Raw genomic sequence first — 26,015 nt, 5'->3', positions numbered from 1 at the left:
GCCGCTCTCACATTCCGGAAGGCGGGACGCGGGCTCCAGGGCTTCACAGCCAGCCCCGCGCCTCCGCCAGCTTCGCCGCCTCGGCCCGGTTGCGGGCGCCGGTCTTGCCGATGGCGGACGACAGGTGGTTGCGCACGGTGCCCTCGGACAGGTGCAGCGCGCGGGCCAGGTCCGCGACGCTGCCGCCCTCGGCCGCGGCGCGCAGGGTGTCGCGCTCGCGGTCGGTGAGCGGGTCGGGCCCGCTGGCCAGGGACTCCGCGGCCAGGGCAGGGTCGACCACGCGCAGGCCGCCGTGGACGCGGCGGACGGCGTCGACCAGCCGCTCCGGTGGGGCGTCCTTGACCACGAAGCCCGCGCAGCCCGCCGCCATCGCCCTGGCCAGGTAGCCGGGTCGGCCGAAGGTGGTGCAGATGACGACCTTGCACGCGGGCAGGGCGGCGGTCAGCGCGGCGGCGGCGGACAGGCCGTCGAGGCCGGGCATCTGGACGTCGAGCAGGGCGACGTCGGGGTGCGCGCGGCGGGCGGCGGGCAGCACCTCGTCGCCGGTGCTGACCTCGGCCACGACCTCGATGTCGGGTTCCAGGCCCAGCAGGGCGGCGAGCGCGCCGCGCACGAGGGCCTGGTCGTCGGCGAGCAGGACGCGGATCACGACGGCACCACGCCCGACCGCACCCCGTCCGAGGGGGCCGCGCCGGACGGAACCCCACCGGACGGAACCACGCCCGACGGAACCACGGCCCGCAGCCGGAAACCGCCCTGCGGCAGGGGTCCGGCCTCCAGCGCCCCGCCGACCTCGGCGAGCCGTTCGCGCAGGCCCGCCAGGCCCGAGCCGGGCGCCCCGGCCGCGCCGCCCCGGCCGTCGTCGCGCACCTCGACCCAGTCCGGGCCCAGGCGGACGGTGCAGCGGGAGGCGCCGCTGTGGCGCAGGACGTTGGTGGTGGCCTCGCGCACGACGTGGCCGAACACCCCGCGCAGGGCCGGGGCGACGGTGTCCACGGCGGAGGGCAGCTCGGCGGTGACCCCGGCCGCGCGCAGGGCGGCTCCCGCCCCCGCCAGCTCCGCGGCGAGGGTGACCTCCCGGTAGCCGGAGACCGCGGCGCGGACGTCCTGGGTGGCCTGGCGGGCCAGCTCCTCCAGCTCGCGGACCTCGGCCAGCGCGCGCCCCGGGTCGTCGCCGCGCTCCAGCACCCGGCGGGCCAGCGACGCCTTGACGGTGATGGTGGTCAGGCTGTGGCCGAGCAGGTCGTGCAGGTCCCTGGCCACCCGGTTGCGCTCCGCGGCGGCGGCCAGGGTGGCGATCTCGTCGCGGGCCCGGCGCAGCTCGCGCACGGTACGGGTGAGCCTGCCGATGAAGCCCAGGGCCATCGTGACCGACACCAGGGTGGTCAGCGCGCCCCAGCCGCCGGTGAGCCCGATGTCGAAGACCGTCAGCACCGCGAACACCGCCACCACGGCGCCGTCGAGGGCCAGCACCCACAGCGAGGGCAGCATGAGGGCGGTGAGCGCCGCGGCGAACACCACCGCGCTGCTGGCGTCCGGGCCGAGGGCGAGGGTGATCGCGGAGCCGAGCACGAGCAGCGCGGCGCACCCGGCGACCCTGGTCCGCTCCCCCACCCGCCGCGACGTCCACGGGACGGCGACCCCGCCCACCCCGAAGGCGGCGACCGCGGTCAGCAGCAGCGCCTTCGCCCAGCCGGGGTGGTCGTCGCGCAGCACCGCCAGCACCGAGCGGGGCAGGAAGCCCAGCGACACGGCGACGCCGAGCAGCAGCCACACCCGCCGGGTGCGGGTCCACCCCGCCACGACAACCTCGCTGCGCACGGCGTCCACGGTACGGCTCAGGCCCGCGCGCCGTCGGCCCGGAACCGGCGGGCGACCACCAGCCCGAGGCCCGCCGTCCACGCGGCCAGCACCGCGACGGCCTGCCCGGGGCGCAGGTCGTGCAGGACGACGTCGCGGCCGATGCCGCCGTACCAGTAGCTCGGCAGGACGTGGACGGCCCCGCGCAGCCACGCGGGCATCTGCTCGGGCGGGAACCACAGGCCCCCGCCCAGGCTGAGCAGCAGGAAGGTGGCGCTGCCGATCGCCTGCACGCTGTCGGCGGTGGCCACCTGGCCGATCAGCACTCCGAGGACGGCGAAGGGCAGCAGCGCCACCCAGGTGCCGCCGAGCGCCTGGAGCCAGCCGGTCGCGGGCAGGTGCACGCCGGTGGCCGCGCCGACGGCGCCGACCAGCAGGATCGGGCCGAGGGCGACCACCATCGCGGTCATGGCCTTGGCCAGCAGGTAGCCGGTGCCCGACAGCGGGGTCAGCAGCAGTTGGCGCTGCCAGCCCGCCGCCCGCTCGGCGGCGATGCGGGTGCCGGTGGACACCGCGGCGGTCATCCCGCCGAAGGCGGCCATGCCGACCATGAGCACGGCCTTGCCGTCCGCGCTGCCTCCGTACACCGAGGAGAACAGCAGGTAGAACACGACGGGGAAGCCGACGGTGAAGATGAGGAACCGGGGCGCGCGGGCGGTGCGGCGCAGCTCCAGCGCGAGGTAGCGGGCGTTCACTTCTGCTCCTGTGCGGTGAGGGCGAGGAAGGCGTCCTCCAGGCCGAGGGCGCTGATCTCGATGTCGCGGGCGCCGGGGTGGGCGGCGAGCAGGGCGCGCACCGCGGCGTCGGAGTCCGCGCAGGCCAGTTCGGCGCGACCGGCGCGCACCTGGGCGGAGCGCACCCCCGGCAGGGCGGCGAGCCGGTCCGCGGTGGCGCCGGGCACGGCGGCGGTGAGCGTGCGACCGGCGACGGTGGCGCGGACCTGGGCGACCGTGCCGTCCGCGGCGACCCTGCCCCGGCGCACCAGTACCACCCGGTCGGCGAACTCCTCCGCCTCCTCCAGGTAGTGCGTGGCGAACAGGACCGTGCGCCCGGCGTCGGTGTAGTCGCGCATGGACCGCCAGAACTGCCTGCGGGTCTCGACGTCCATGGCGGCGGTCGGCTCGTCGAGCACGAGCAGGTCGGGTTCGCTGACCAGGGCGACGGCGAAGCGCACCCGCTGCTTCTGCCCGCCGGACAGCGCCGCGCACCGGCGCCCGGCGAGGTCCCCGACGCCCGCGCGGTCAAGCGCGGCGCCCACGGGCTGGCGGTGCAGCGCGGCGACCATGCCGACGACCTCGGCCACGGTGGCGTCGGGCAGCAGGGCGCCGTCCTGGAGCATGGCCCCGACCCGGCCCGCGACGACGGCCGCGCGCGGGTCGAGCCCGAACACGCGGACGCTGCCGGAGTCCGGGCGCGCCAGGCCGAGCAGCAGGTCCACCGCCGTCGACTTGCCCGCCCCGTTGGGCCCGAGCAGGGCGACCACCTCGCCCGGGGCGATGGTCAGGTCGATGCCGTCGAGTGCGCGCACCTCCCCGAACCGCTTGCGCACCCCGGAGACCTCCACCGCGGGGACCCGGGTGCGCTGCTGTGTCTGCGTCATGCACCGAGCCTGGCGCGGCCGGGGCGCCGACGCGCAGGCCGCCCGTCACGGGTCTGCCATGACATCCGTCATGGGTGCGGCGGGGCGAGCAGGCGGTCCCACACGACCTCGGCTGCGCCGGTGAGGGGCCCGGAGTCGCCCAGGGCGGCGGGGATCACCGGGGTCGGGGTTTGCCTGCGGTAGGCCATCAGGCCGCCGCGGTAGGCCTCGAACAGCGGCTCGGGCGCGACCACGAGCAGGTCGACCGCCAGGCCGCCCAGGGTGATCAGGTCCGGGTCCAGCGAGTTGACCAGGGCGGCCAACCCGCGGCCGAGCCGCCGGGCCAGCACGACCGCGGCGTCCCGCTCCCGGCCGGGGGCCGCCGCCGCGGCGAGGATGGCCTTGGCGCGGGTGACCGGGTCCTCCGGGGCCTGCCCGTCGACCAGTGTGGACAGTGCGATCGCGTCGGTCTCCGCGCCCCAGCAGCCGGAGGCGCCGCAGGGGCAGGCCAGGTCCGGCGGCCCGAAGGGCATGTGCCCGAACTCCCCCGCCACGCCCCGGGCCCCGGCGACCACCCGCCCGCGGTCGAGCAGCGCGCCGCCCAGCCCTGCGGCGACGAGCACGTGCAGAGCCAGCGCCGCCTCCGCCGCGGCGCCGCGGCGGGCCTCGGCCAGGCCCGCCAGGGTCGCGTCGTTGTCGGCGGCGAAGACCTCGGCGCCCGGCCACAGGGTGCGCAGGTCGACCTCGCGCCAGCCGAGGATGGTGGCGTCGAGGCGGTGGCCGTCGAGGACGGTGCCGGGCACGGACAGGCCCAGGCCCGCCACCCGGCCCGGGGCGCGGTGCAGGGCGCGCACGGCGGCGCGCAGGCCGTCGCGGGCCCGGGGCCAGGAGCCGCCGTGGGTGCCGGTGCGCGAGGTCAGGGAGGTGCCGCCGAGCTGCACGGCGTCGACGCGCCAGCCCTCGTGGGAGATCGCGGCGGCGAGCACGACGGGCCCGCCGGGGTGCGGCACGAGGGTGGTGGTGGGGCGGCCGCGGGCGCCGCTGGGGGCGGCCGGGGCCTCGGCGAGCAGGTCCCCGGCGGTGAGCCTGGCCACGGCCTCGGTGACCGCGCCGCTGCCCATGCCGAGCAGGCGGGCGGCGTCGGCCCTGGTGAGGCCCGGTCGGTCGTGCGCGGCGCGCAGGACGGCGCGGGCCCGCTCGGGGAGGTCACGCACCGGCGGCTCCTAATTTGCTCTGCGACCGATTATATTCGGGCCGGTGCAGACCGACCCGCCCGCGCGCTTCCAGCGCGCCGCCCTCGCCGCGCTCGCGACGGCGTCGTTCGTGTTCGTCACCGCCGAGACGCTGCCGATCGGGCTGCTGCCGCAGATCGCCGCCGACCTGGGGGTGCCGGAGTCCCGGGTGGGCTTCCTGCTCACCTCCTACGCCGCGATCGCCGCGATGACGACGATCCCGCTCACCGCACTGACCATGCGCGTGCCCCGGCACCGGCTGCTGGTCGCGCTGGTGGCGGTGTTCGCCGTGTCCCAGGCGTTCGCCGCCGTCGCCCCGACCTTCTCCGTGCTGGTGCTGACCCGGCTGGTGACCTCGCTGGCGCACGGGGTGTTCTGGTCCACCCTGGCCCCCGCCGCGGCCCGGCTCGCGCCCCCGGACCAGGCGGGCAAGGCCACCGCGTTCGTCTTCGTCGGCAGTTCCGGCGCGCTGGTGCTCGGGGTGCCGCTGGGCACCGCCCTCGGCCAGGCGACCGACTGGCGCGTGTCGTTCGGCGTGCTGGCGGCCGCGGGGGCGCTCAGCGCGGTGGCGCTGCTGTGGCGGCTGCCCGTGCTGGCCGTGCCGCGCGGCGACGGGGCGCTGCGGCGGCTGCGGGCGGCGGGCGCGGTCGTGCGCTCCCCCGGCGTCGCCGTGGTGTGCCTGGTGACGGTGGTCGTCGTGGTCGGCCACTTCGCCGCCTACACCTACCTCGCGCCGCTGGTGCGCGAGACCGGCGGCCTGGACGGGTTCGGGCTCAGCGCGCTGCTGCTCGGGTACGGGCTGGTCGGCCTGGTCGGCAACGTCGCCGTCGGGCACGTGGTCGACCGCCACCCCGGCACCACCTTCATCTGCTGCGTCGGCGCGGTGGCCGCCGCCCTGGTGGTGCTGTCGGTGTTCGACGGCCCGCTGGTCACGGTGCTGTCGGTGCTGGTGTGGGGCTTCGGGTTCGCCGCGGTCCCCGTCTGCTTGCAGTCGGCCGTGCTGCGCGTGGCCCCGCACGCCCAGGACGCGGCCAGCGCCGTGTACGTGGTGTCGTTCCAGGTCGGCATCGGGTCCGGAGCCTACTTCGGCGAGCTGCTGGTCGGCGGCGGGCACCTGGGGCTGCTCACCCCGCTGGCCGCCGGGGTGGCCGTGGTCGCCGCGGTGGTGGTGGGCCTGGCCCGCTCGGCGTTCCCCCGCTCAGGCCGTGCGGCGGACCGCGGGCGCGGGCTCGAACAGGACGAGCGCGTTCTCCACCACTGAGGGCAGCAGGCCGGGCAGGGCGGGGGCGCCCGCGCGCAGCAGGGTCCGCCGGACCAGTTCGACAGCCCCGCCGACGTGCAGGCCGAAGGCGTCCGGCGAGGGGCGGCGCATGCCGGGGTGGCGGAGCCGGGCGCGCTCGTGCAGCCGGGCCAGCGAGCCCGCGGCGGACTCGTGCGCGGCCAGCAGCCCCGCGGTGGTGGCCGCCCCCGCGCTCGGCGCCTCGACGAACAGGCACCACGCGGCGGTCGGGTGGGTGGCCAGCGCGTCGAGCAGGACCTGCCAGGCGGTGTGGACGCGCGCGTGCCAGTCGTGCGGGGCGATCGGGGCCACGGCGGCGCGCAGGGTCCGCGCGAGGTCGGTGGCGGCCGCGCCGCACGCGGCGGCGAAGCAGCCCTCCTTGTCGTCGTGGTGCTGGTAGAAGGTCCGCTTGGACACGGCCGCGCCCGCCACCACGTCCGCGACCGTGGTCGCCGCGTACCCCTTGTCCGCCACGGCGTCGAACACCGCCGCCAGCACCCGGCCCGCCTGCGTCCCGTCGAACCCGAGCACCGTCCGCTCCCTCCGCTGGGGTCAGCCCCCGCCGGAGTGGTCGGACGGCGGCCCGCGGCGGTTCCTGCTCAGGCGCCGAAGACCTCGAAGGCCACGTCGCCGCCGAGCGCGGCGGACACCACGGCCACCGCCTGCACCACGCCGACCACCAGGTCCCGGGTGGCCAGCGACCCCGGCTCGGGGCCGTCTGCCGGGGGGCCGCCCGCGGCCTCGGCGCCCAGCTCGGTCAGCGACTTCCACCAGCGCAGCGCGGTGGTGCGGATGGCCGGGTCGTCCCGGGGGTCCGCGCCCACCAGCTCGGGCAGGTCGGCGGCCAGCTCGGTGGCCACCGCCACGTCCAGCGCGCACGCGTGCGCCAGCAGCAGCGCGCGGATGCGCCGGTCGACCTCGTCGTCGTCGGCGTCGACCAGCACGCAGGCGTACTCGCGCGGGTCGTGCACCAGGTCCGCCCGCCAGGCCGCCACCCGGTCGGCGCCCGCGAACGCCGCCGCCTCCGCCAGCGACCGCAGCACCGCCCGCGCCGGGCCGGGGTCGCCCGCCTCGGTGCGCAGCAGGTCCTCCAGGGCGGCGTGCAGGTCGTCGTAGGGGTCGAACAGGTCCTCGGCGTCGGCGTCGGCCACCGCGCGCAGCACCGGGCGCAGCGCGGCGGCCACCGGGTCGGTGCCGTCGAGGGCCGCCGCCTCCACCGCGTCGGCGCCCAGGTCGAGCAGGACGTGGAAGAGCACGTGGTGCAGCGGGCCGCCGACGACGTCCGGGTCGTCGGCGCCGGGCAGCGGCCCGTCGAGCAGGTCGGGGTGCACCAGGGCGACGCGCACCAGCAGCACGGCCAGCGCGGCGCCCGCGGTCTCCCCGGTCACCGCCACGCCCACCCGGTCGAGGTAGTCGCGGTCGCGCTCGGCGAAGTGCGCCACCACCGGGTCGTCGACCAGCTCGTCCAGCAGCGCCCACGGGGTCGGGGCGTCGGCGTGCACGGCGGAGGTGAGGGCGGTCAGGGCGCGCAGGCCCGCCCAGAGGAACGCGGCCAGCTGCTCGGGCTCCTGCTCGCCGCGCCGGGACAGCTCGTGGCGCGCGGTGAACTCCTCGACCAGCGCGTGCGCGCGCATCCGCAGGTTGTGCTCGGCGTACCCGGTGGACGGGTGGTCGGCCTCGGCGCGCACGTGCGCCAGCAGCGCCTCGGCCAGCGCCGGGTCGCCCCCGCCGCGCCCCACCTGCTGCACCCGCTCGCCGTGCTCGCGCTCCAGCAGCGCCGCGCGCAGCAGCAGGTCCCCGAGCACCCCGGGCAGCGTCCGCGCCCACGGCGCGCCCTCGGCGGCGCCCGCGACCAGGTCGGCGGGGTCGACCATGTGCCTGCGCAGCGGGTCGGGGGCGTAGAGGCCACGCACGGCACCGGCGACCAGGTGCGCCGAGCACAGCTCGACCAGCTCCAGCGGCAGGTGCTCGGCGGGGGTGGCGCGGGTGGGGTCGGGCTCGCCGCCGGGGTCGGCGTCGGCGTCGACCCGCTGCGCGCCGACGGCGTCGAGCTGCCAATCCAGCAGGTCGGGGATGCGGGCGCGCAGCAGCTCGGCCAGGTCGGTGCCCGCCTCCACCGCCCGGGCCAGCCGGTCGGTGCCGACGGTGACCGAGCAGACCAGCGCGCCGGGAGCCCCGGCGACATCGCCGCCCACCAGGTCCACCACGGACCCGTCGGCGTCGGTGTGCCCGTCCTCGGCGTCGAGCACGTCCACGACCCGCAGCAGCAGCTCCTCGCCACCGGCGGTGGTCCCGGGGGCCGTGAGCCGGAAGGTGACCTCGCAGGCCACGACCGCCTCCCTCCAGGTCGGGTCAGCGGATCGTAGCGGGACCCGCCTTGCCCCCGGGGGCAGGCGTGGCCGCCCGGGAACGCCGGACGGCGCCCGGCCCGCGGGGGGCCGAGCGCCGTCCGGGTGGCTCCAGCGGTTACTTCTGGCGCTTGCCGTACCGCTTCTCGAAGCGCGCGACCCGGCCGCCGGTGTCGAGGATGCGCTGCTTGCCGGTGTAGAACGGGTGGCAGCTCGAGCACATGTCGACGTAGAGGGACCCCGAGGTGTTGGTGCTGCGGGTGGTGAACTTGACACCACAGCTGCAGGTGACCTCGATGGGGGCGTAGTCCGGGTGGATGCCGCTCTTCACAGTGTTCTCCTCGTGACGTGGTCGTCGGGTCCCCACCAGGGCCGGAGGGGTGAACCGAAACCGAATTCCACTGTTCATCATGCCACGCGGGCCCCGGTGCCCCGCCGCAGGACCACGACCAGCACCGCGGCGAGCCCGGCGACCCCCGCCAGCACCGCGCAGGCGACGCGCAACCCGGTGGTGTCCACCAGCGCCCCGCCGCTGACCGCTTGCAGCAACGCCCCCACCGCCGCCAGCGAGGCGGTCTCGGTGGCGAGCCGTGAGGTGTTGAACAGCCCGGCGGCGGCCCCCGCCTGACCCGGCTCCACGCTGCCGAGCGCGAGCCCGTCCAGCAGCCCGGTGGTGAGCCCGACACCGGAGCCCACCAGCAGGAACGGGCCCGCGAGCGCGAGCAGCCCGCTGTCGGGGGCGATGGTCACCAGCAGCAGCGCGCCGAGGCCGGTGAGGCAGAGCGCGCCGAGCACGACCGCCCCCGGCCTGCCCAGCCGCGCCCCGACCGACGGCAGCACGACCGTGGGCACGGTCAGGAACAGCAGCCACGCGCCCGCCGCGCCCGCGTCGTGCCCGCCGACGGTGATCAGGTAAGTGGGCAGGTAGACGAGCAGGGGCACGAGCACGGCCATGAACGCCCCCGCCGCGACCGCCCAGGCCAGGAAGGTCGGGTTGCCGAGCGAGCGCGCCCCGGCGGGTTCGGCGGCGCGCCGCCCGGCCGGGGTCGCGGGGAACCAGGCGGAGAGGACCAGGGCGACGAGCGCCAACCCGGCCGGGAGGGCGAAGACGGCGCGCCACCCGAAGCCGTGGACGAGCAGGCCGCCGACCGCGGGGCCGAACGCCAGGCCCCCGCCCAGGACGGTGCCGAGGAGCCCCAAGGCCCTCGCCCGGGCCGCCCCGGTGGCGACCTCGGCGAGGATCGCGGTGCCGCCCGCCACGGCCGCGGCGGCACCGACGCCCGCGGCGACCCGCGAGGCGGTGAGGACGGCGACGTCAGCGGCGGTCGCGCTGACCGCGCCCGCCAGGCAGAACAGCAGGACACCCGCGGCGTAGACCCGCCGCTTGCCCACCCGGTCCGCGAGCGAACCCGCGAGGACGAGGCAGGCGGCGAACGCGATGTTGTACCCGTTCACGACCCAGCGGGCGGGTCCGAGGGTGGTCTGGATGTCGGCCAGCGCCAGCGAGGCGCCGGTGATGGTCAGGGGGAATGCGGCGGAGGACAGCAGGACGGTCGGCAAGACCAGTCTGCGCATGGGTGATCGCCTCGTGAGGTGTGTGCGGACAGGGGATCTCGGCCCACCTGCTGTCGCAGGCGGGCTGGGTCCGCACAGCTAGACCGCGTACTTGGCGGCCGGACGGCGCTCACGAGCCATGGGCACGAGGGTAGCGGGACCACCCGCCGCCGCGGCTACCGCGCCGCCAGGTACTTCCACTGCCCCTCGAACCGGGTGAACCGGCTGTCCTCGACCAGGACGTCCGGCCCGTTCACCGTCAGGAAATGCGCGCGGAAGGACACCGTCCCCTCGGCGTGCAGCAACCCGCCCCCGGTGCGCGAGAGCACCTCCAAGCGCACCCACTGCAAGTCCGGGTCCAGGTCCAGGCGCGCGGGCCGGGTGCTGGGGTGCCAGGTGTGCAGCAGGTGCGCGGTGTCGCCCTCGGTGAAGGCGGTGAAGCGGGACCGCATCAGCGCCTCGGCGGTGGCCGCGGACCCGGTGTCGATCACCCGGCCGCAGCAGTCCGCGCGGGGGAGGGTGGAGCCGCAGGGGCAGGTGGTGGGCACCGGGGCATTCTGCGCCACGGCGCCCCGGTCACCCGCGCCCGGTCACCGGCCGCGGGTGCGGGTGCAGAGGGCGAGCTGGAGCAGGAACCGCTTCTCGCCCTCCAGCGCCTGGTCGCCCAGGAGGTCCTTGACCTGCTGCACGCGGTAGCGGACGGACTGCGGGTGCAGCTGGACGCGCTTGGCGACCTCGCGGGCGTCGCCGTCGTGGCGCAACCAGAGCGCGAGGGTGGTCAGCAGCTTGGCGCGGCGGCCCTCGGACAGCTGGGCCAGCGGGCCGAGGTTGTCCTCCCTGATCCAGCGCAGCAGCCCGCCGTCGGCGGCGGTGAGCAGGGTGACCAGGTGGTCGCAGCCGCGGGTGAGGCGGGCCGGGGGCAGGCTGCCGCGCTCGACCAGGTCGAGCAGCCTGCGGCCGTACTCCACCGACCGGTGGGCCTCGGCGACCGGCATGGGCAGGCCCGCGGCGAAGCGGGTGTCGCGGCCCCGGGCCAACTCCTGCGCCAGCTCCTGCGGCAGCTCGACGTCGGCGGGCACCAGCAGGCAGGTGGTCTCGCGGTCGGTGTTGGCCAGGATGCGCGGGTCCAGCTCGCCGGGCTCGACGCGGAAGGGCAGGTCGGACACCACGGCCACGACCCGCTCGGGCAGCGGCCAGCGGGCGTCGGCGGCGCGGCGCTCCAGGTCGCTGACCGGGCCGGGGGTGACCAGCAGGGCCAGCAGCTCGGCGCGGCGGGGGTCGGAGGGCTCGGTGACCGAGTCGTGGCCCTCGCGGGCGGCGTCGACCAGGTCGTCGGTGAAGGCGAACAGCGCGTCCACGGTCGAGACCATCACCACCGGCGGCACCCGCAGCTCGCCCGCGATGGCGGTGAGCCTGCGCCACACGGCGCGGGAGGCCAGCCGGGCGGCCGACTCCACGCGCTCCAGGCCGCGGCCCGCGCGGCGCTCCTGGGCGCCGACGCCCTTGAGCACGGCCCTGGCCGCGGCCGGGGTGGGGGCGTCGGCGAACACCGCGTCGATGCCCGCCAGCACGGCCGCCTCGACCGCGGTGACGGCGGGGGCGTCGACCGGGCCCACCCCGCCGGTGATGGCCCCGACGGCGGCGCGGACGAGCTCGGGCAGGCGGGCCCTGGCCGCGGTGGCGAGGCGGCGGTGGTCCTGCTCGCCTGCGGGTCGGGGTCGTGCGGTCCTCGTGGTCGTCCTGGCTGTCGTCATCGTGCACCTCCACCCTCGGGCTGTACTCGGGACGGGTGGGTGGGGGCGGCCGGCGCGGGCCGCCCCCACCGGCCGGGCTAGCTGGGGCAGGTCATCTGGAAGCTGGCGAACGAGGGGTCCGGCTGCGGAGCGGGGCAGAGGAACTGGGTGTAGCGGGTGTCCTCGTCGACGTAGCGCTTCATCCACGACACGGTGAACTTGGTCAGCGTGGCGCTGTAGCTGTTCACCGTGAAGTGGTCGGCGTTCTTCAGCTTGAGGTAGCCCTCGTTCGGGCTGGCCTTGATCGAGGCGTACATCGGGTCCGCGTGCATGCCGACCGGGGCGATGAAGTCGTTGTCCGCGCCGATGACCAGCGTGGGCACGGTGACGCCCGCGAAGTCGGCGTAGAGGTTCCACGGCGCCAGCGGGACGGCGGCCTTGAGCGACGGGCGCTTGCTCGCGGCCAGCAGCGCGCCGCCGCCGCCCATCGAGTGCCCCATGACCGCGAGCCGGTTCGGGTCGACCTGGGCCTTGACCGGGGAGTCGGCGGCCAGCCAGTCCACCGCGGCGAGCAGCTGGTTGCTGCGCGGGTCGGGGAAGTCGGTGATGGCGAAGGGCTCCAGGGTCATGACCACGAAGCCGTAGGAGGCCAGCGTCGGGCCGTACCAGGAGGTGATGAACTCCGGCTCCAGGAACCCGGGGATGACCGCGATGGCGCCGTAGGTGCCCTGGCCGGTGTCGGTCGGGTAGTAGATGGTGCCGCGGTTGAAGCCGCGACCGGACTGCGCGGCCACCGACAGCTGCTTGATCTGGAACGGCCCGCGCTGGGCCTTGATCGTCTGCTCCGTCGGGTCCGGGCCCTTGGCGAAGGCGCTCGCACGCACCTGCGCCGCGGTGGTGGGCGCCTGCCCGGCGAACGCCTGGGGCGCCACGAACGCCGCGGTGGTGGCCACCGCGAGCGCCGCGGCGGCCACCGCCGAGCGCTTCAGGAAAGTACCTCGCACGTCCGAACTCCTCGACACTGAACGGGTCCTGGGGTTCGCACGCTAATGCAGCGTTACACGCGGGAAAACAGGCGACAGGAAAGAGCGCACCAATCCGCAGAAGCCGCCGCGCCGAACACTCACCTCGGTGAGCGTGCAGTGGCGCAGATCATCTGTGACGACGTTACCGCAGGTCCAGCGGCACCGCGCGACGGCGCAAAAGGCTACCGGCCAGTTTGTCAGATCCAGATAACGCTTGATACCTCAAGCTTTTCAGAGCTTGCCGCAATGCCCTGCCATTCCCGCCGGGGACAGGGGACCGCCCCGGCGCCGAGGGCAGCGCCGGGGCGGTCGGACCAGGTGGGGGCCTCAGTCGACGGCCGCCGCCGACCACGCGGCGGCCACCGCGGACACCTCAGCGCTGCCCGCGCCGTAGAGCTCCTCGGCGGCGGCGAGGGTCTGGGTGCGCGCGTCGGCGTAGTCCGTGGTGGAGACGAACTTCGTGGTCAGCGCGTTGTACCAGATCGCGGCGGCCTTCTCCCGGCCGATCCCGGTCACCGCGGGGGCGCCGCACGTCGGGCTGTTCGCGCTGCCCTCGGCCAGCAGGTAGAAGAAGTGGTTCGCCACGCCGGAGGAGTGGTGCACGTCCAGGCCGCCGGTGCTGGAGGTCCAGCAGCCCACCGACTTGCCGTCCTTGGTCGGGTCGTCCATGTACCGCAGCGGCTCCCCGGTGCCGAACAGGTCGATGCGCTCCCCGATGAGGTAGTCGCCCGGGTCGGCGGCGTTGCCCGCGGAGAACTCCACCATGGTGCCGAAGATGTCGCTGGTGGCCTCGTTGAGCCCGCCGGACTCCCCGGAGTACACCAGGCCCGCGGTCTCGGAGGTGACGCCGTGCGACATCTCGTGGCCCGCGACGTCCAGCGCGGTCAGCGGGTGCTCGTCGTTCGCCCCGTCGCCGTAGGTCATGCAGAAGCAGCTGTCGCTCCAGAACGCGTTCTGGTAGGCGTTGCCGTAGTGCACGAAGCTCTGCGCGCCGCGGCCGTCGTCGGCGATGCCGTTGCGGCCGAAGGAGTTCTTGTAGTAGTCCCACGTCGTCGCGGCGCCGTAGGCGGCGTCGACCGCGGCGGTGGCGGGGTCGGCCGCGGTGCCGTCGCCCCAGGCGTTGTCGGCGTCGGTGAACACCTGGTTCGACTTGTCGTCGAGCACTTCCTGGTTGCCCCGGCCCGGGTCGGTGAGCTGGTAGCCGCCGGAGGTCTCGGTGGTGTCGAGGGTGACCGACCCGCCGTACATCGACTCCCCGGTGCCCGCGGCCGTCTCGACCTCGTCGTGGGTGTAGAGCACCGCGCCGGTGGCGGCGTCGGTGACCACGTGCAGCACGCTCGGCGTCTGATCGGCCTTGATGCCGGTGAGGACGGTGTCGTAGGCCAGCACGGGCGCGGTGCGCACGGCGTAGACCATCAGCGTGGACTGCCCGCGCTGGGCGTAGGCGGTGGCCATCGGCTCGGCGGCCCGGGTGGACAGCACCCGCGCGCCCGCGTCGGCCGCGGTCAGCACCGGCGTCGTCGACAGGGTGAACGCGGCGTCGGAAGCCTTGTGCAGCGAGCGGATCGCGCCGTCGGCGGCCTCGGTGACGACGAGGTCGCCGCCGAGCACCGGGAGGCCGCCGTAGGTGCGGTCGTAGCGCAGGTGCCGCGCGCCGTCCTTGCCCGCGATGGCGTCCTTGACCACCAACCGCTCGGCCGGGCCCAGGCCCGCGGCGGCGGCGACCTTCCCGGACTCGGTGGCGGCCAGCGACAGCGCGCCCGGCTTGGTCAGCGGCGCGGGCGCGGCGGCGGCCGGTCCGGCGACCGCGGCCAGGGCGGAGGCGGTGAGCGCGGCGGTGGCGAGGCAGGCGGGCAGGGCGCGGCCCGGGACGAGGCGTTTCATGCGGTGCTCCTCGTGTCGCAGGGGAACCCGGCGGCGGCGAACCACTCACCGGGTTGACACGTACCCGGTGATCTTTTCCCGAGGATCGCGCGCTTGGGAAGGGCCGGTCCGTGAAACGCCGCCTGCCCCCGCGGCGATGTCTGGGGTGGGCGCCGCGCGGTTCGCCGCTTTCCCGCCCGGTTCGCGACTTCCGTTGTGGGACACCGGTCGCAGCGCGCGCGGCCGTTCGGCACCGGCCACGACTTGTCACTCTGTTTATATGTTGACAGGCTGACCGGCATGAGCGGCGACAAGGGCGAGACGCGCGACGGCGTGGCCCTGACCAACCTCGACCAGGAGCTGTTCCCCGGCGCCGGGGCCACCAAGCGCGACCTGGTCGACTACCTCGACGCCGTGGCCGACCGGTTCCTGCCGGTACTGGCGGGCAGGCCGCTGTCAGTGGTGCGGGTGCTGCGCGGGCAGGACGCGTTCATGCAGAAGAACCTGCCCAAGTACACCCCGGACTACGTGCGCTCGGTGGAGGTGTGGGCGGAGTCGTCGAAGCGGACGATCCGGTACGCGCTGTGCGACGACCGCAAGACCCTGCTGTGGTTCGGCAACCAGCGCGCGATCGAGTACCACCCCACCCTCGCGCCCGCCGAGCGCCCGCTGCACCCCACCCACCTCGTGCTCGACATCGACCCGCCCGAGGGCGGCGAGTTCTCCCTGGCGGTGCGGGCGGCCGAACTGGTGCGCGCCGCGCTCGCCGACAGCGGGCTGGCGGGCGCGGTGAAGACCAGCGGCGCCAAGGGGTTGCACATCTTCGTGCCCGTTGTGGACAGCGCGCAGCCGGACGACATGGCGGCCGCCATGCGCGCCATCGCCGTGCGCGCCGAGCGGATCGACCCCGACCTGGCCACCACCGCGTTCATCCGCGACGACCGGCACGGCAAGGTGTTCCTGGACTCCACCCGCGCCTACGGCGCCACCACCGCCGCCGCCTACAGCCCGCGCAAGCGGCCCGGCCTGCCGGTGTCGTTCCCGCTGGACTGGTCGGAGCTGGCGGGCGCGCGGCCGGAGGGCTTCACCGTGCACAACGCCGTGGAGCTGCTCGACGGTCGAGACAAGTGGGCCGAGCTGATGCCCCCGGCCGTCCCCCTGCCCGAGGACCTGGTGGCCGAGGGGCACACCATCCCGGTGGCCCGCGTCCAGGCCATGCACGAGGGCAAACGCCGCAAGCGGGCCGCCGAGCGCGCCGCCGCGGAGGACGCCGGGAGCTGAGCGCCCGTGCACCGGCGCCGGACAACCGGGACATCCGGTGAACTTCCCCCTTGTCTGGGTGGTCTGGACCGGGCATAGTTTGTTGTCACCCCGCACAAACACCCGCGAGCGCGGCGCCGGACCTGTCCCGAGGTCCGCGGCGCCGCGGAATGAGGTGACACCGGTGACAACGAAGTCGACCCGATCCCGTCTGCGCGGCGCGTTCTCCTGGGGCGCGGTGGCCGCGACCGCCCTGCTCGTGCCCCTGTCCACCACCGCGACCCCCACCGCGCAGGCCGCCCCCGCCGAGCCCGTGCACGCCGCGGCCACCACCTTCTCCGACGACTTCGACGGCCCGGCCGGGTCGGGGGTCGACGGGTCCAAGTGGCGGTTCGAGACCGGCGACAACGTGAACAACCACGAGCGGCAGTGGTACACCGACGGCACCAACAACGCCGCGCTCGACGGCAACGGCAACCTGGTCATCACCGCCAAGCGCGAGAACCCGGGCGGGTACCAGTGCTGGTACGGCCCCTGCGAGTACACCTCCGCGCGGCTGAGCACGGCGCAGACCTTCACCCAGACCTACGGGCGCTTCGAGGCGCGCATCAAGATGTCGCGCGGGCAGGGCATGTGGCCCGCGTTCTGGATGCTGGGCAACGACATCGGCAGCGCGGGGTGGCCGCAGTGCGGTGAGATCGACGTGATGGAGAACGTGGGCTTCGAGCCCAAGACCGTGCACGGCACCATCCACGGCCCCGGCTACTCCGGTTCCGGCGGCATCGGCGCGCCCTACGGCATCGGCGGCGACTTCGCCGACGGCTTCCACACCTTCGCCGTCGACTGGACCCCCGGCCGGATCGTGTGGTCGGTGGACGGCAACGCCTACTCCACCAAGACCACCGGCGACGTCGGCGGCAACCGGTGGGTGTTCGACCACCCCTTCTACATGATCCTCAACCTGGCGGTCGGCGGCTACTGGCCCGGCGACCCCGACGGCTCCACGCAGTTCCCCAACCAGCTCGTCGTCGACTACGTGCACGTGACCGGCTACGACGGCTGACCCCCGGCCCGGTCCCGCCCGCGCGGGGCCGACCCGGTTGCCGGGGCGGGGCCGTCCCACCCCGCCCCGGCGGCCGACGCGCCCCGGCCCCCGCGCCCGACCTGCGGCGACGCGAGTTGTCCACAGGTACCGGCGCGGGGGTCGGGGGCGGGTCGGCCGTTCGTCGTAGTATCGCCGGGTGCCTTCCCCCACCCAGCCCGCCGCCTGGGGACCCGCCTCCCCCACCGAGTACGACGACCTGCCGCTCCCCCCGGAGCCGGACGAGTACGACGGCGCCTGGGGCGAGCCAGAGCCGGAGCCGGAGCACGGGCCGGGGGCGCCCGCCGAGGACCCGGTGGTGGTGCCCGCCCGGCCCACCGAGCCGGAGACGCCGCTGCAGGTGCTGCGCCGGGTGTTCGGCTACGACGCCTTCCGCGGCGAGCAGGCCGACATCATCGACACGGTGGTGGCGGGCGGCGACGCGCTCGTCCTGATGCCCACCGGTGGTGGCAAGTCGCTGTGCTACCAGATCCCGTCGCTGGTGCGCCCGGGCACCGGGGTGGTGATCTCGCCGCTGATCGCGCTGATGCAGGACCAGGTCGACGCGCTGCGCAACGTGGGCGTGCGGGCCGGGTTCCTCAACTCCACCCAGGACCCCCAGCAGCGCAGGCGCGTGGAGCGCGACTTCCTCGCGGGCGAGCTCGACCTGCTCTACCTGGCGCCCGAGCGGTTGCGGATGGACTCCACCGTCGACCTGCTCGGCCGGGGCGCGGTGGCGCTGTTCGCCATCGACGAGGCGCACTGCGTCTCGCAGTGGGGGCACGACTTCCGCCCGGACTACCTCGCGCTCTCGGAGCTGCACCAGCGCTGGCCGGACATCCCCCGCATCGCGCTCACCGCCACGGCCACCCGGGCGACCCACGCCGAGATCGCCGAGCGGCTCGACCTCACCGGCGCCAAGCACTTCGTGGCCAGCTTCGACCGGCCCAACATCCAGTACCGGATCGTGGCCAAGGCCAGCCCGCAGAAGCAGCTGCTGGACCTCATCCGCACCGAGCACGCCGGCGACGCGGGCATCGTCTACTGCCTGTCCCGCGCCTCGGTGGAGCGCACCGCGGAGTTCCTGTGCCAGAACGGGGTCACCGCGCTGCCCTACCACGCCGGGCTCGACGCGGGCACCCGCGCGCGCAACCAGTCCCGGTTCCTGCGCGAGGACGGCCTGGTGGTCGTGGCGACCATCGCCTTCGGCATGGGCATCGACAAGCCGGACGTGCGCTTCGTGGCCCACCTGGACCTGCCCAAGTCGGTCGAGGGCTACTACCAGGAGACCGGCCGCGCGGGCCGCGACGGGCTGCCGTCGACCGCGTGGCTGGCCTACGGCCTGGCCGACGTGGTGCAGCAGCGCAAGATGATCGAGCAGTCCGAGGGCGACCTGGCCCACCGGCGCAGGCTCAGCGCGCACCTGGACGCGATGCTGGCGCTGTGCGAGACGATCGAGTGCCGCCGGGTGCAGCTGCTCAACTACTTCGGCCAGTCCGGCGAGCGCTGCGGCAACTGCGACACCTGCCTGACGCCGCCGGAGTCCTGGGACGGCACGGTGGCCGCGCAGAAGCTGCTGTCGGCGGTCTGGCGGCTGGACAACGAGCGCAACCAGCACTTCGGGGCGGGTCAGGTCGTCGACATCCTGCTGGGCAAGCAGACCGAGAAGGTCCGCCAGCACCGCCACGACCAGCTGGCCACCTTCGGCAAGGGCACCGAGCTCAAGGAGGGCGAGTGGCGCGGGGTCGTGCGCCAGCTGCTCGCCCAGGGCCTGCTCGCGGTGGTGGGCGACTACGGCGTGCTGCACCTGACCGAGGCCAGCTCCGAGGTGCTCAAGCAGCAGCGCAAGGTGATGCTGCGCCGCGAGCCGGAGCGGCAGGCGGGCAGCGGCGGTTCCGCCAGGGTCAAGCGCTCGGTGGCGCCGCAGACCCCGCTCTCGACCGAGGACAACCAGGTCTTCGAGGACCTGCGGGCCTGGCGGGCCGCCACCGCCCGGGAGCAGGGCGTGCCCGCGTACGTGATCTTCCACGACGCCACGCTGCGGGCCATCGCGGCGGCCAAGCCCACGACGCCTGCCGAGCTGGGCACGATCAGCGGTGTCGGTGAGAACAAGCTGGCCAAGTACGGCGAGCAGATCCTGGCTGCGCTGGCGGGCGAGGACGGCGCACCGGGCGCGGCCGAGCCGGAGCAGGAGGACGCCGCCGTCGGCTGACCCGGCGGAAAACCCCTGGGTCCGCTGAGGCGCGGTGAACTACCGTCTGCGGCGCCAGGACAGCCACCGACACCACCCGGGACCATGCACCAGCTCACCGAACCCGAGATCCGCGCCAGCTTCGCCAACTGCTCCAAGGGCGAGGCCAAGCGCCTGCCCGTGCCCAAGCCGCTGGAGGCGGTCCCGTGGGCGGACCTGGACTTCTTCGGCTGGCGCGACCAGGGCGCGCCCACCCGCGCCTACCTGGTGGCCAGCTGGAACGACCGGATCGTCGGCCTCACCCTGGCGGTGCCGCCCAAGGGCGCCACGAGCTTCGTCCGCACGTCGGTCTGCTCGCTGTGCATGACCACGCACAGCTCGACCGGGGTGGCGCTGTTCTCCGCGCGCAAGGCGGGCGAGGCCGGGCGGCAGGGCAACACGCGGGGCACCTACATCTGCTCCGACCTGGCGTGCTCGCTGTACCTGCGGGGCAAGCTCAAGCCGGAGATGGTGCAGCCCACCGAGACCCTGACCCTGGACGAGAGGATCCTGCGGGTGCGGATCAACCTGGACAAGTTCCTCGACGGCGTGCTCGAAGGCTGACGCTGTGCGCCTGCGCCGTGGGCCAGCGCTCAGGCCGCGGCGACGGCCCGGGTCAGTCCGACCACAGTGGACTTGATGCACCGCCGCACGTCGGGGTCCTCGCCCCGGGTCGTGGTCACCTGGACCTCGATCTCGCACTGCCCGGCGGAGGTCTCGGTGACCGTCAGCGAACCGTGGTAGTCGTCGGGACCGTCGGCGCCCCAACGCATGCAGCGGCCAGCGCGGTCGACGTGCACCCAGGCGCAGGCGTGGTCCGCTTCCTCGCCCAAGCCGGGGATGCAGTCGGGCAGGTGGCGCACGTCGGCCACGTACGCGAACACCTCGTCGGCGGGGACCGCGGCGGTGGTGGTGTGGCTGTAGTGGGACATGGGGCGCGGGTACCCGCTGCTCCCGGCGAGGACACCACCCAGCGGATCTTCGTCCTCGCCCTGGTAGACGCCCGTCGCGGAGTTGGCGACGGCGGTGGCGAGGTCGACCCCGGTGGGGACGGCCCCCACGCGCCGCGGCCGGGCGGGCCCGACCTCGCGGCGCGCGGGGCGCTCCTGCACGGCCGTCACACCAACCACCCCGGGGTCGGTGCGTCGTGCTCCTCGCACCACTCGATCGACCCCACGGTCCACAGCAGGGCCAGCACCAGCACGTCCACCGGGTCGAACCGCGGGTCGTCGAGCAGCGCCAGCTCCAGCTGGAAGCCGGTGTCCTCGGGCCTGCCGTTCAGCTCGGCCAGCAGCGCCCGCACCAGGGCCCGCACCGGCGGGTCGAGCTCGTCGACGACGACCGGGTTGCCCTCCTCGTCCCGCAGGTCCAGCACGAACGCCTTCTCCGCGTCCGCGGAGTCGGCGCGGCACAGCATCATGCCCGCCGTCGCCTCCACCAGCTCCCGCAGCACCGCGGACAACCGGTCCCGGTGATCAGGCCCGGACAGCACGTCCAGAGCCCCCTCGGGACCCCGGGGGTCCATCGCGCCGCCGCGGGTGACGGCGACGAGCCTGCGGGCCACGCCGCGGGGGTGCTCGTTCATCTCATCCTCCTGGTCACAACGCGTCACTGACCCAGACGTACCCGGTCGTGCGGCAGGTCAAGCGCCCAGCCGCGCACGCGCGCAAAACCCCAGTTCACCAGCGCCAGGGCCGAATCCGCCCCGCGCCTGGGAGCCCATCACCGAACCCCGGTCCCGGTGACGGCACGTCCGGGGAACGGCTCGGCCAAGGTCACCGGTCGGCAGCGCCACGACCCCGTTCCGCCGCTGCGCGGGCGGCGCGGTCACACCAGGAAGTGCGCCCGGATCGCCGTGCCGGTGTCGCCGACCCGGAACCGCACCAGGTCGGCCATCGTGTGCACCAGCAGCAACCCCCGCCCGTTCGGCTGGTCCACCGGCGCCACCCGCAGCCCCGCCAGCGGGTCCACCAACCTGCCCCGGTCCCGCACCTCGCACACCAGCTCGCCACCACCCACCCACACCCGCAGCACAGCCTCTCCCCCGCCGTGCTCCAGGCTGTTCGTGACCAGCTCGGTCACCACCAGCGCCACGTCCCCGCGCCGTTCCGCGGACAACCCCGCCCCGGCCGCGATCCCGTCCACCACCGCCCGCGCCGTCCCCAGCGACCCGGTCTCCCCCGCCCCCACCCGCAGTTCCCGGACGTCGCCCCCGGGCTCGTCGAACTCCACGTTGCTCAACGCCAGCGCCCGCTCCGGCGAGTACCCGTGGCCGCCCGCGCCCCCCTCCACGACGGCGTGGGTCAGGTACGCCGCGCCCACCCGGTCGGCACCCAGCTCCGCCGAGTACGGGCACAGCAGCCGCACCGACCGCCCGTCCAGCAGGTAGTTCACCGAGGCCTCGTGGCGCACGCACGCCGCGTGCTCGACCCCCGTCCGCCCCGGCCACTCGACCTCCGCGACGACCAGCGCCCGCTCGTCGAGCACCGGGTGCAGCACCATCGGCACCAACCGGCCGGGGTTGCGCGCGAGGTCCCCCGCGTCGCGCCAGGTGATGTGCGCGTCGACGCCGTCGGCGGCGCAGTGCTCGCGCAGCAGCCGCAGGTTGGGCTCGGGCACCACGACGGTGGTGGGCGTGGTGGCCGCCTGCCGCAGCAGCGGCAGCAGCGCGGCCAGGTAGTCCTCCGGCGTGCGGTAGAGCAGGGCGGAGTGCGACAACGGCCTGCCCTCTCTGTGGGGTGGTGCTCAATGTAGCTGGTGGGGCGCGGTCCGCGACCCGTGGTGGGTGCGGGCCTGTGGATCGTGGTGTGCGGAGCGGGTGCCCGCCACGGATACTGTCCTCGCGGCGCGGAGAGAGGCGGGTGGGTGGGGGTCGAGCACGAGGGCGAGCGGGTGTTCGCGGGCCCGGATCCGGTGGGTGGGCTGATGGCCGCGCTGGACTGGGCGGCCACCCCGCTGGGCGCGGTGCCGGGGTGGGACCCGCAGCTGCGGTCGGTGGTGCGGACGATGGTGTCCTCGCGGCAGCAGATGGTGCTGTTCTGGGGCGAGGAGCGGATCGCGCTCTACAACGACGCCTACGCGCCCACCATCGGCGACAAGCACCCGCGCGCGCTGGGCAGGCCCGCCCGGGAGAACTGGGGCGAGCTCTGGGAGGTCTTGGAGCCGCTGCTGGACCGGGTGCTGCGCACCGGGCGGTCGTTCTGGGCGAAGGACCACCCGTTCCCCATCGAGCGGCACGGGTTCCTGGAGCAGACCTACTTCGACGTCTCCTACGACCCGGTGTTCGTCGACGGCGCCGGGCCCGCCGACGTCGTGGTGGGCGGTGTCCTCTGCCTGGTCACCGAGACCACCGGGCGGGTGCTGGGCGAACGGCGGATGCGGACCCTGGGCAAGCTGGGCGGCGCGCTGGCGGGCCTCGACGACCTGGACCGGGTCGCGCGGGTGGCCGCGGCCACCCTGGGCGACAACCCCGACGACGTCCCGCACGCCGTGGTCTACCTCACCGCGGGCGGCGGCCCGCTGCGCCCGGCCGGTGCCGCGGGGGTGCGGGCCGAGCCGCGGCCGGTCGACCTGGCGGGCACCGACGCGGAGGCGGAGGTGCTGCGCACGGTCGTCACCGACGGCGAGGCGGCGTGGTTGCCGTCGCGGGCGGGCGACCCGCGCGCGCTGGCGCTGCCGCTGACGTCCACCGCGGGCGTGCTGGGGGTGCTCGTCACCGGGGTCAACCCGATGCTCGACCTCAGCGGCGGCTACCGGGAGTTCCTGGACCTGGTCGCCGCGGCGGTGTCCGGGGCGCTGGCGAACGCGGCCGCGCACGGCGCCGAGCGGCGGCGGGCCGAGGCGCTGGCCGAGCTGGACCGGGCCAAGACCGAGCTGTTCACCAACATCAGCCACGAGCTGCGCACCCCGCTGACGCTCATCGCGGGCCCCGCCGAGGACGCGCTGGCCGACGTCGACGAGCCGCTGCCCGCCGCCCAGCGCGAGCGGGTGGAGCTGGTCCGCCGCAACGCCGCGCGGCTGGGCCGCATGGTGGACAACATCCTCGACTTCACCAGGATCGAGAGCGGCGCGCTGCGCCCCGAGCGCAGCGGCACCGACCTGGCCGGGTTCACCGCGGCGATCGCGGACGTGTTCCGCCCCGCGGTCGAGCGCGCCGGGCTGCGGCTGGTGGTGGACGCGCCCGCGCTGCCCGCCGAGGTGTCGGTGGACCGGGACATGTGGCAGCGGATCGTGCTGAACCTGCTGTCCAACGCGCTCAAGTTCACGCTGCAGGGCACGGTGGCCGTCCGCGTGGCCGACGACGGCGACCGGGCGCGGCTGTCGGTCGAGGACACCGGCCTGGGCATCCCCGCCGCCGACCTGCCCAAGCTGTTCGACCGCTTCCACCGGGTGCGCGAGCCCGCCGCCCGCTCCCGCGAGGGCACCGGCATCGGGCTGGCCCTGGTCGCGGAGCTGGTGGGGTTGCACGGCGGGGAGATCTCCGTGCGCAGCGAGCCGGGCGTGGGCAGCACCTTCACCGTCCTGCTGCCCTACGGCGACGCGCCGACCGCCCCCGGCCCCGGCGCCCGGGAGGCGGTGGCCGAGGCGTACCTGGACGAGGCGCTGGGCTGGAGCGAGGACCCGGCGGCGCCGCTGCCGCGCACCGACCCGCGCTCCACCCGCGGCGCGCAGGTGCTGGTGGTGGAGGACAACGCCGACCTGCGCGGGTTCCTGGGCAGGCTGCTGGGCAGGCACTGGGACGCGCGGGTGGCCGCCTCCGGCGACGAGGCGCTGGCCGAGGTGCGCCGGTCGGCGCCGGACCTGGTGCTCAGCGACGTGCTCATGCCCGGCCTGGACGGCTTCGAGCTGCTGGCCGAGCTGCGCGGCAACCCGGCCACCAAGCACATCCCGGTCATCCTGCTCTCCGCGCGCGCGGGCGAGGAGGCCGCGATCGAGGGGTTGGCCGCGGGCGCCGACGACTACCTGGTCAAGCCGTTCTCCGCGCAGGAGCTGGTGGCCAGGGTGCGGTCGAACCTGGAGCTGGCCCGGCTGCGCACCCGGCAGGCGGCGTGGCGGGCGGCGCTGGTGGAGTCGCTCGATGACGGCTTCTTCACCATGGACGCCCGGGGCACGATCCTGGAGATGAACTCCGCCTGCGGGCAGATCCTCGGCTTCGACGAGGGCGGCCTGCCCTACCGCAGGCCCTACCCGTGGTGGCCCGCGACCGAGGCCGAGCCGCGCGAGGCCGCCCGGCTGGAGCAGGAGCTGGACCGGGCGCTGTCCGGGGCGGGCGGGCGGTTCCTGGTGCCCGCCCGGCGGGCCAGCGGCCGCCGGGTGTGGCTGGCGGTGAGCATCAACGAGGTTGCCCAGCCCGAGCAGCCCGAGGGGGTGGCCACCGAGCCGCTGTTCGTCGGCACCGTGCGGGACGTGACCGCCGACCGGGTGGCCGCCGAGCGCGACGCCGCCCAGGCCACCTTCGCCGCGGCCCTGGCCGACGCCACCGACGTGCGGGAGGTGCTGACGGCGGGCGTGCGGGGCCTGGGCGCGGCGTGGTCGACCCGGCCCGCGGTGGTCGTCGGCTGGCAGGTCGACCCGGAGGACCCCGACCAGCTGGAGCGGCCGGTGGTGCTCGCGGACCCCGACGGCCGGGCGTGGGAGGCGCTGCCCGGGCCCGCCCGCTCGGCGATGAGCGCCGCGCGGGCCACCCGGGCCCCGCAGGTGGTGCCCGCGCCGGGCGGCGGGCGCTCGGCCGGGGTGGCGCACCGGCTCGACTCGGCGGGCGCGGACACCGCCGTGTGGCTGGAGCTGGACCCGCCGCAGCGGGTGTCGGACGTCGACCGGTACCTGTTCGTGTCGCTGTGCGCGCAGCTGGGGCTGGCGCTGACCAGGGCGCGCTCGTTCGAGGAGCAGCGGCTGGTCGCGATGACCCTGCAGCGGTCGATCCTGGGCCCGACCGAGCTGCCCGAGGGGTTCGCGGTGCGCTACGAACCGGCCCTGGAGCCGCTGGAGGTCGGCGGCGACTGGTACGACGTGGTGCGCTTGGGCGAGCACCGGGTGGGGGTCGTCGTGGGCGACTGCGTGGGCCGGGGCCTGCGCGCGGCGTCGGTGATGGGCCAGTTGCGCAGCGCCTGCCGGGCGCTGATGCAGCAGGAGAACGCGCCCGCGAAGGTGCTCACGGCGCTGGACGACTTCGCCGAGCAGCTGCCCGGGGCGGTGTGCACGACGGTGTTCTGCGCGATCGTCGACCACGAGGCCGGGCAGCTGGTGTACTCCTCGGCCGGGCACCTGCCGGGCGTGGTGGTGGGCGCGGACGGCGACCACGCGCTGCTCGACGCGGCGAGCTCGGTGCCGCTGGGCGTGCTGCTGCCCGCGCCGCGCCCGCAGGCGGTGCTCGACCTGGCGGAGGGCTGCACGGTGATGCTCTACACCGACGGGCTGGTCGAGCGGCGCGGCGAGCTGGTAGACGTGGGCATGGCCAGGGCGGTGCGGGCGCTGGTGGCCGCGCCGCGCACCGGGCCGCTGGACGCGGTGCTGGACCGGGTGATCACCGAGCTGGTGCCGACCGGCGGCCACGACGACGACGTGGCCGCCCTGCTCTACCGGCACCGCGTGCGGCGCGGGGGTCAGCCGTGAGCGGCCAGCGCCGCGTCGGCGGAGGGGTAGACGGTCAGCACCTTGTCCAGCGAGCTGACCTGGATGGCGCGCAGCACCGGCCCCCCCTGGGTGACCACGCGCAGCGCGCCGCCCTCCCCGGTGAGCCTGCGGTGGAACTCGACCAGCAGCGCGAGCCCGGCCGAGGCCAGGAAGCCCACCGAGGACAGGTCCAGCACCACCGGCTGCTCGCCGGTGCGCTGCTCGGCGGCCTCGTCGAGGCCCCGGCGCAGCGCGGGGGCGGTGCCCATGTCCACCTCGCCGCGCACCCGCGCCAGCACCACGCCCGCCTGCTCGGCCACCTCGACGGTCAACAGCTCGGAACCCATGGCAGCCCTTCT

The 26,015-nt window shown here is 75.4% G+C and carries 23 protein-coding genes; 6 read left to right on the top strand and 17 right to left on the bottom strand.

Going from position 1 to position 26,015, the window contains the following annotated elements; genetic code table 11:
• Positions 1 to 43 precede the first annotated feature (43 nt).
• The 5 genes from BJP25_RS05790 to BJP25_RS05770 form a co-directional block, all read right to left on the bottom strand.
• Positions 44 to 649, bottom strand: a complete 606-nt coding sequence (locus BJP25_RS05790) for a response regulator transcription factor (RefSeq protein WP_075973716.1) — start codon at positions 647 to 649, stop codon at positions 44 to 46.
• Positions 646 to 1,821 (bottom strand): sensor histidine kinase, encoded by a 1,176-nt coding sequence (locus BJP25_RS05785; RefSeq protein ID WP_233157924.1) that lies wholly within the window; start codon positions 1,819 to 1,821, stop codon positions 646 to 648. The genes BJP25_RS05790 and BJP25_RS05785 overlap by 4 nt, the downstream gene beginning before the upstream one ends.
• A gap of 17 nt (positions 1,822 to 1,838) precedes the next feature.
• Positions 1,839 to 2,555 carry an ABC transporter permease gene (locus BJP25_RS05780; protein ID WP_075973714.1) on the bottom strand — a complete coding sequence of 239 codons (717 nt, stop codon included), beginning with the start codon at positions 2,553 to 2,555 and terminating at the stop codon, positions 1,839 to 1,841.
• Entirely contained in the window at positions 2,552 to 3,460 is a 909-nt protein-coding gene (locus BJP25_RS05775; RefSeq protein WP_075973713.1) for an ABC transporter ATP-binding protein, read from the bottom strand. Before BJP25_RS05775 ends, BJP25_RS05780 begins: the two co-directional genes overlap by 4 nt.
• A 68-nt stretch (positions 3,461 to 3,528) precedes the next feature.
• The gene (locus BJP25_RS05770) at positions 3,529 to 4,653 is read right to left on the bottom strand and encodes an ROK family transcriptional regulator (protein ID WP_075973712.1); all 1,125 of its coding nucleotides are present in this window, start codon (positions 4,651 to 4,653) and stop codon (positions 3,529 to 3,531) included.
• A gap of 43 nt (positions 4,654 to 4,696) precedes the next feature.
• Between BJP25_RS05770 and BJP25_RS05765 the strand changes: the two genes are divergently transcribed.
• Positions 4,697 to 5,932: an MFS transporter gene (locus tag BJP25_RS05765; RefSeq protein WP_075973711.1), complete on the top strand. Its 1,236-nt coding sequence runs from the start codon at positions 4,697 to 4,699 to the stop codon at positions 5,930 to 5,932.
• Here BJP25_RS05765 and BJP25_RS05760 read toward each other — a convergent pair.
• The 8 genes from BJP25_RS05760 to BJP25_RS05725 all read right to left on the bottom strand — a co-directional run bounded on the left by BJP25_RS05760 (position 5,870) and on the right by BJP25_RS05725 (position 14,494).
• A complete protein-coding gene (locus BJP25_RS05760; RefSeq protein WP_075973710.1) occupies positions 5,870 to 6,481 on the bottom strand; it encodes a TetR family transcriptional regulator in 612 nt (203 codons plus the stop codon). The two genes, BJP25_RS05765 and BJP25_RS05760, sit on opposite strands and share 63 nt — an antisense overlap.
• Positions 6,482 to 6,549: 68 nt before the next feature.
• Positions 6,550 to 8,280 carry a hypothetical protein gene (locus tag BJP25_RS34015; RefSeq protein ID WP_075973709.1) on the bottom strand — a complete coding sequence of 577 codons (1,731 nt, stop codon included), beginning with the start codon at positions 8,278 to 8,280 and terminating at the stop codon, positions 6,550 to 6,552.
• A gap of 136 nt (positions 8,281 to 8,416) precedes the next feature.
• Positions 8,417 to 8,629: a 50S ribosomal protein L31 gene (gene rpmE / locus BJP25_RS05750; RefSeq protein ID WP_075973708.1), complete on the bottom strand. Its 213-nt coding sequence runs from the start codon at positions 8,627 to 8,629 to the stop codon at positions 8,417 to 8,419.
• Between the two features lie 77 nt (positions 8,630 to 8,706).
• The gene (locus tag BJP25_RS05745) at positions 8,707 to 9,873 is read right to left on the bottom strand and encodes an MFS transporter (RefSeq protein ID WP_075973707.1); all 1,167 of its coding nucleotides are present in this window, start codon (positions 9,871 to 9,873) and stop codon (positions 8,707 to 8,709) included.
• A gap of 155 nt (positions 9,874 to 10,028) precedes the next feature.
• Positions 10,029 to 10,400 carry a YchJ family protein gene (locus tag BJP25_RS05740; RefSeq protein ID WP_075973706.1) on the bottom strand — a complete coding sequence of 124 codons (372 nt, stop codon included), beginning with the start codon at positions 10,398 to 10,400 and terminating at the stop codon, positions 10,029 to 10,031.
• A 42-nt stretch (positions 10,401 to 10,442) separates the two neighbouring features.
• Positions 10,443 to 11,606, bottom strand: a complete 1,164-nt coding sequence (locus BJP25_RS05735) for a PucR family transcriptional regulator (protein WP_075973705.1) — start codon at positions 11,604 to 11,606, stop codon at positions 10,443 to 10,445.
• 77 nt (positions 11,607 to 11,683) lie between these two features.
• The gene (locus BJP25_RS05730) at positions 11,684 to 12,589 is read right to left on the bottom strand and encodes an alpha/beta hydrolase family protein (RefSeq protein ID WP_075973704.1); all 906 of its coding nucleotides are present in this window, start codon (positions 12,587 to 12,589) and stop codon (positions 11,684 to 11,686) included.
• 348 nt (positions 12,590 to 12,937) lie between these two features.
• Positions 12,938 to 14,494, bottom strand: a complete 1,557-nt coding sequence (locus BJP25_RS05725) for a M4 family metallopeptidase (protein WP_075973703.1) — start codon at positions 14,492 to 14,494, stop codon at positions 12,938 to 12,940.
• Positions 14,495 to 14,773: 279 nt separating this feature from the next.
• Between BJP25_RS05725 and ligD the strand changes: the two genes are divergently transcribed.
• From ligD to BJP25_RS05705, 4 genes are all read left to right on the top strand, one after another.
• Positions 14,774 to 15,754, top strand: a complete 981-nt coding sequence (ligD, locus tag BJP25_RS05720; RefSeq protein ID WP_075973702.1) for a non-homologous end-joining DNA ligase — start codon at positions 14,774 to 14,776, stop codon at positions 15,752 to 15,754.
• A gap of 163 nt (positions 15,755 to 15,917) precedes the next feature.
• The gene (locus BJP25_RS05715; RefSeq protein WP_233157923.1) at positions 15,918 to 16,796 is read left to right on the top strand and encodes a glycoside hydrolase family 16 protein; all 879 of its coding nucleotides are present in this window, start codon (positions 15,918 to 15,920) and stop codon (positions 16,794 to 16,796) included.
• 340 nt (positions 16,797 to 17,136) lie between these two features.
• Complete coding sequence (gene recQ / locus BJP25_RS05710; protein ID WP_198943379.1) at positions 17,137 to 19,026, top strand: DNA helicase RecQ; 1,890 nt, start codon at positions 17,137 to 17,139, stop codon at positions 19,024 to 19,026.
• 84 nt (positions 19,027 to 19,110) lie between these two features.
• Positions 19,111 to 19,608, top strand: coding sequence for an FBP domain-containing protein (locus BJP25_RS05705; RefSeq protein WP_075973701.1), 498 nt, complete (start codon positions 19,111 to 19,113; stop codon positions 19,606 to 19,608).
• A 29-nt stretch (positions 19,609 to 19,637) separates the two neighbouring features.
• Here the strand turns inward: BJP25_RS05705 and BJP25_RS33085 are convergent, their stop codons facing one another.
• The 3 genes from BJP25_RS33085 to BJP25_RS05690 all read right to left on the bottom strand — a co-directional run bounded on the left by BJP25_RS33085 (position 19,638) and on the right by BJP25_RS05690 (position 21,762).
• Positions 19,638 to 20,165: an SRPBCC family protein gene (locus BJP25_RS33085; protein WP_075973700.1), complete on the bottom strand. Its 528-nt coding sequence runs from the start codon at positions 20,163 to 20,165 to the stop codon at positions 19,638 to 19,640.
• A complete protein-coding gene (locus BJP25_RS05695) occupies positions 20,162 to 20,629 on the bottom strand; it encodes a hypothetical protein (protein WP_075973699.1) in 468 nt (155 codons plus the stop codon). Before BJP25_RS05695 ends, BJP25_RS33085 begins: the two co-directional genes overlap by 4 nt.
• A 242-nt stretch (positions 20,630 to 20,871) precedes the next feature.
• The gene (locus tag BJP25_RS05690) at positions 20,872 to 21,762 is read right to left on the bottom strand and encodes a sensor histidine kinase (protein ID WP_075973698.1); all 891 of its coding nucleotides are present in this window, start codon (positions 21,760 to 21,762) and stop codon (positions 20,872 to 20,874) included.
• A gap of 147 nt (positions 21,763 to 21,909) precedes the next feature.
• Between BJP25_RS05690 and BJP25_RS05685 the strand changes: the two genes are divergently transcribed.
• Positions 21,910 to 25,656 (top strand): SpoIIE family protein phosphatase, encoded by a 3,747-nt coding sequence (locus BJP25_RS05685; protein ID WP_084793702.1) that lies wholly within the window; start codon positions 21,910 to 21,912, stop codon positions 25,654 to 25,656.
• Here the strand turns inward: BJP25_RS05685 and BJP25_RS05680 are convergent.
• On the bottom strand, positions 25,647 to 26,003 hold the full coding sequence (locus BJP25_RS05680) for an STAS domain-containing protein (protein WP_075973697.1): 357 nt from the start codon (positions 26,001 to 26,003) through the stop codon (positions 25,647 to 25,649). The genes BJP25_RS05685 and BJP25_RS05680 overlap by 10 nt on opposite strands.
• Positions 26,004 to 26,015 lie beyond the last annotated feature (12 nt).

The organism is Actinokineospora bangkokensis (assembly GCF_001940455.1).
GTDB lineage: Bacteria > Actinomycetota > Actinomycetes > Mycobacteriales > Pseudonocardiaceae > Actinokineospora > Actinokineospora bangkokensis.
This window is presented reverse-complemented; position numbering and strand designations above follow the sequence as displayed.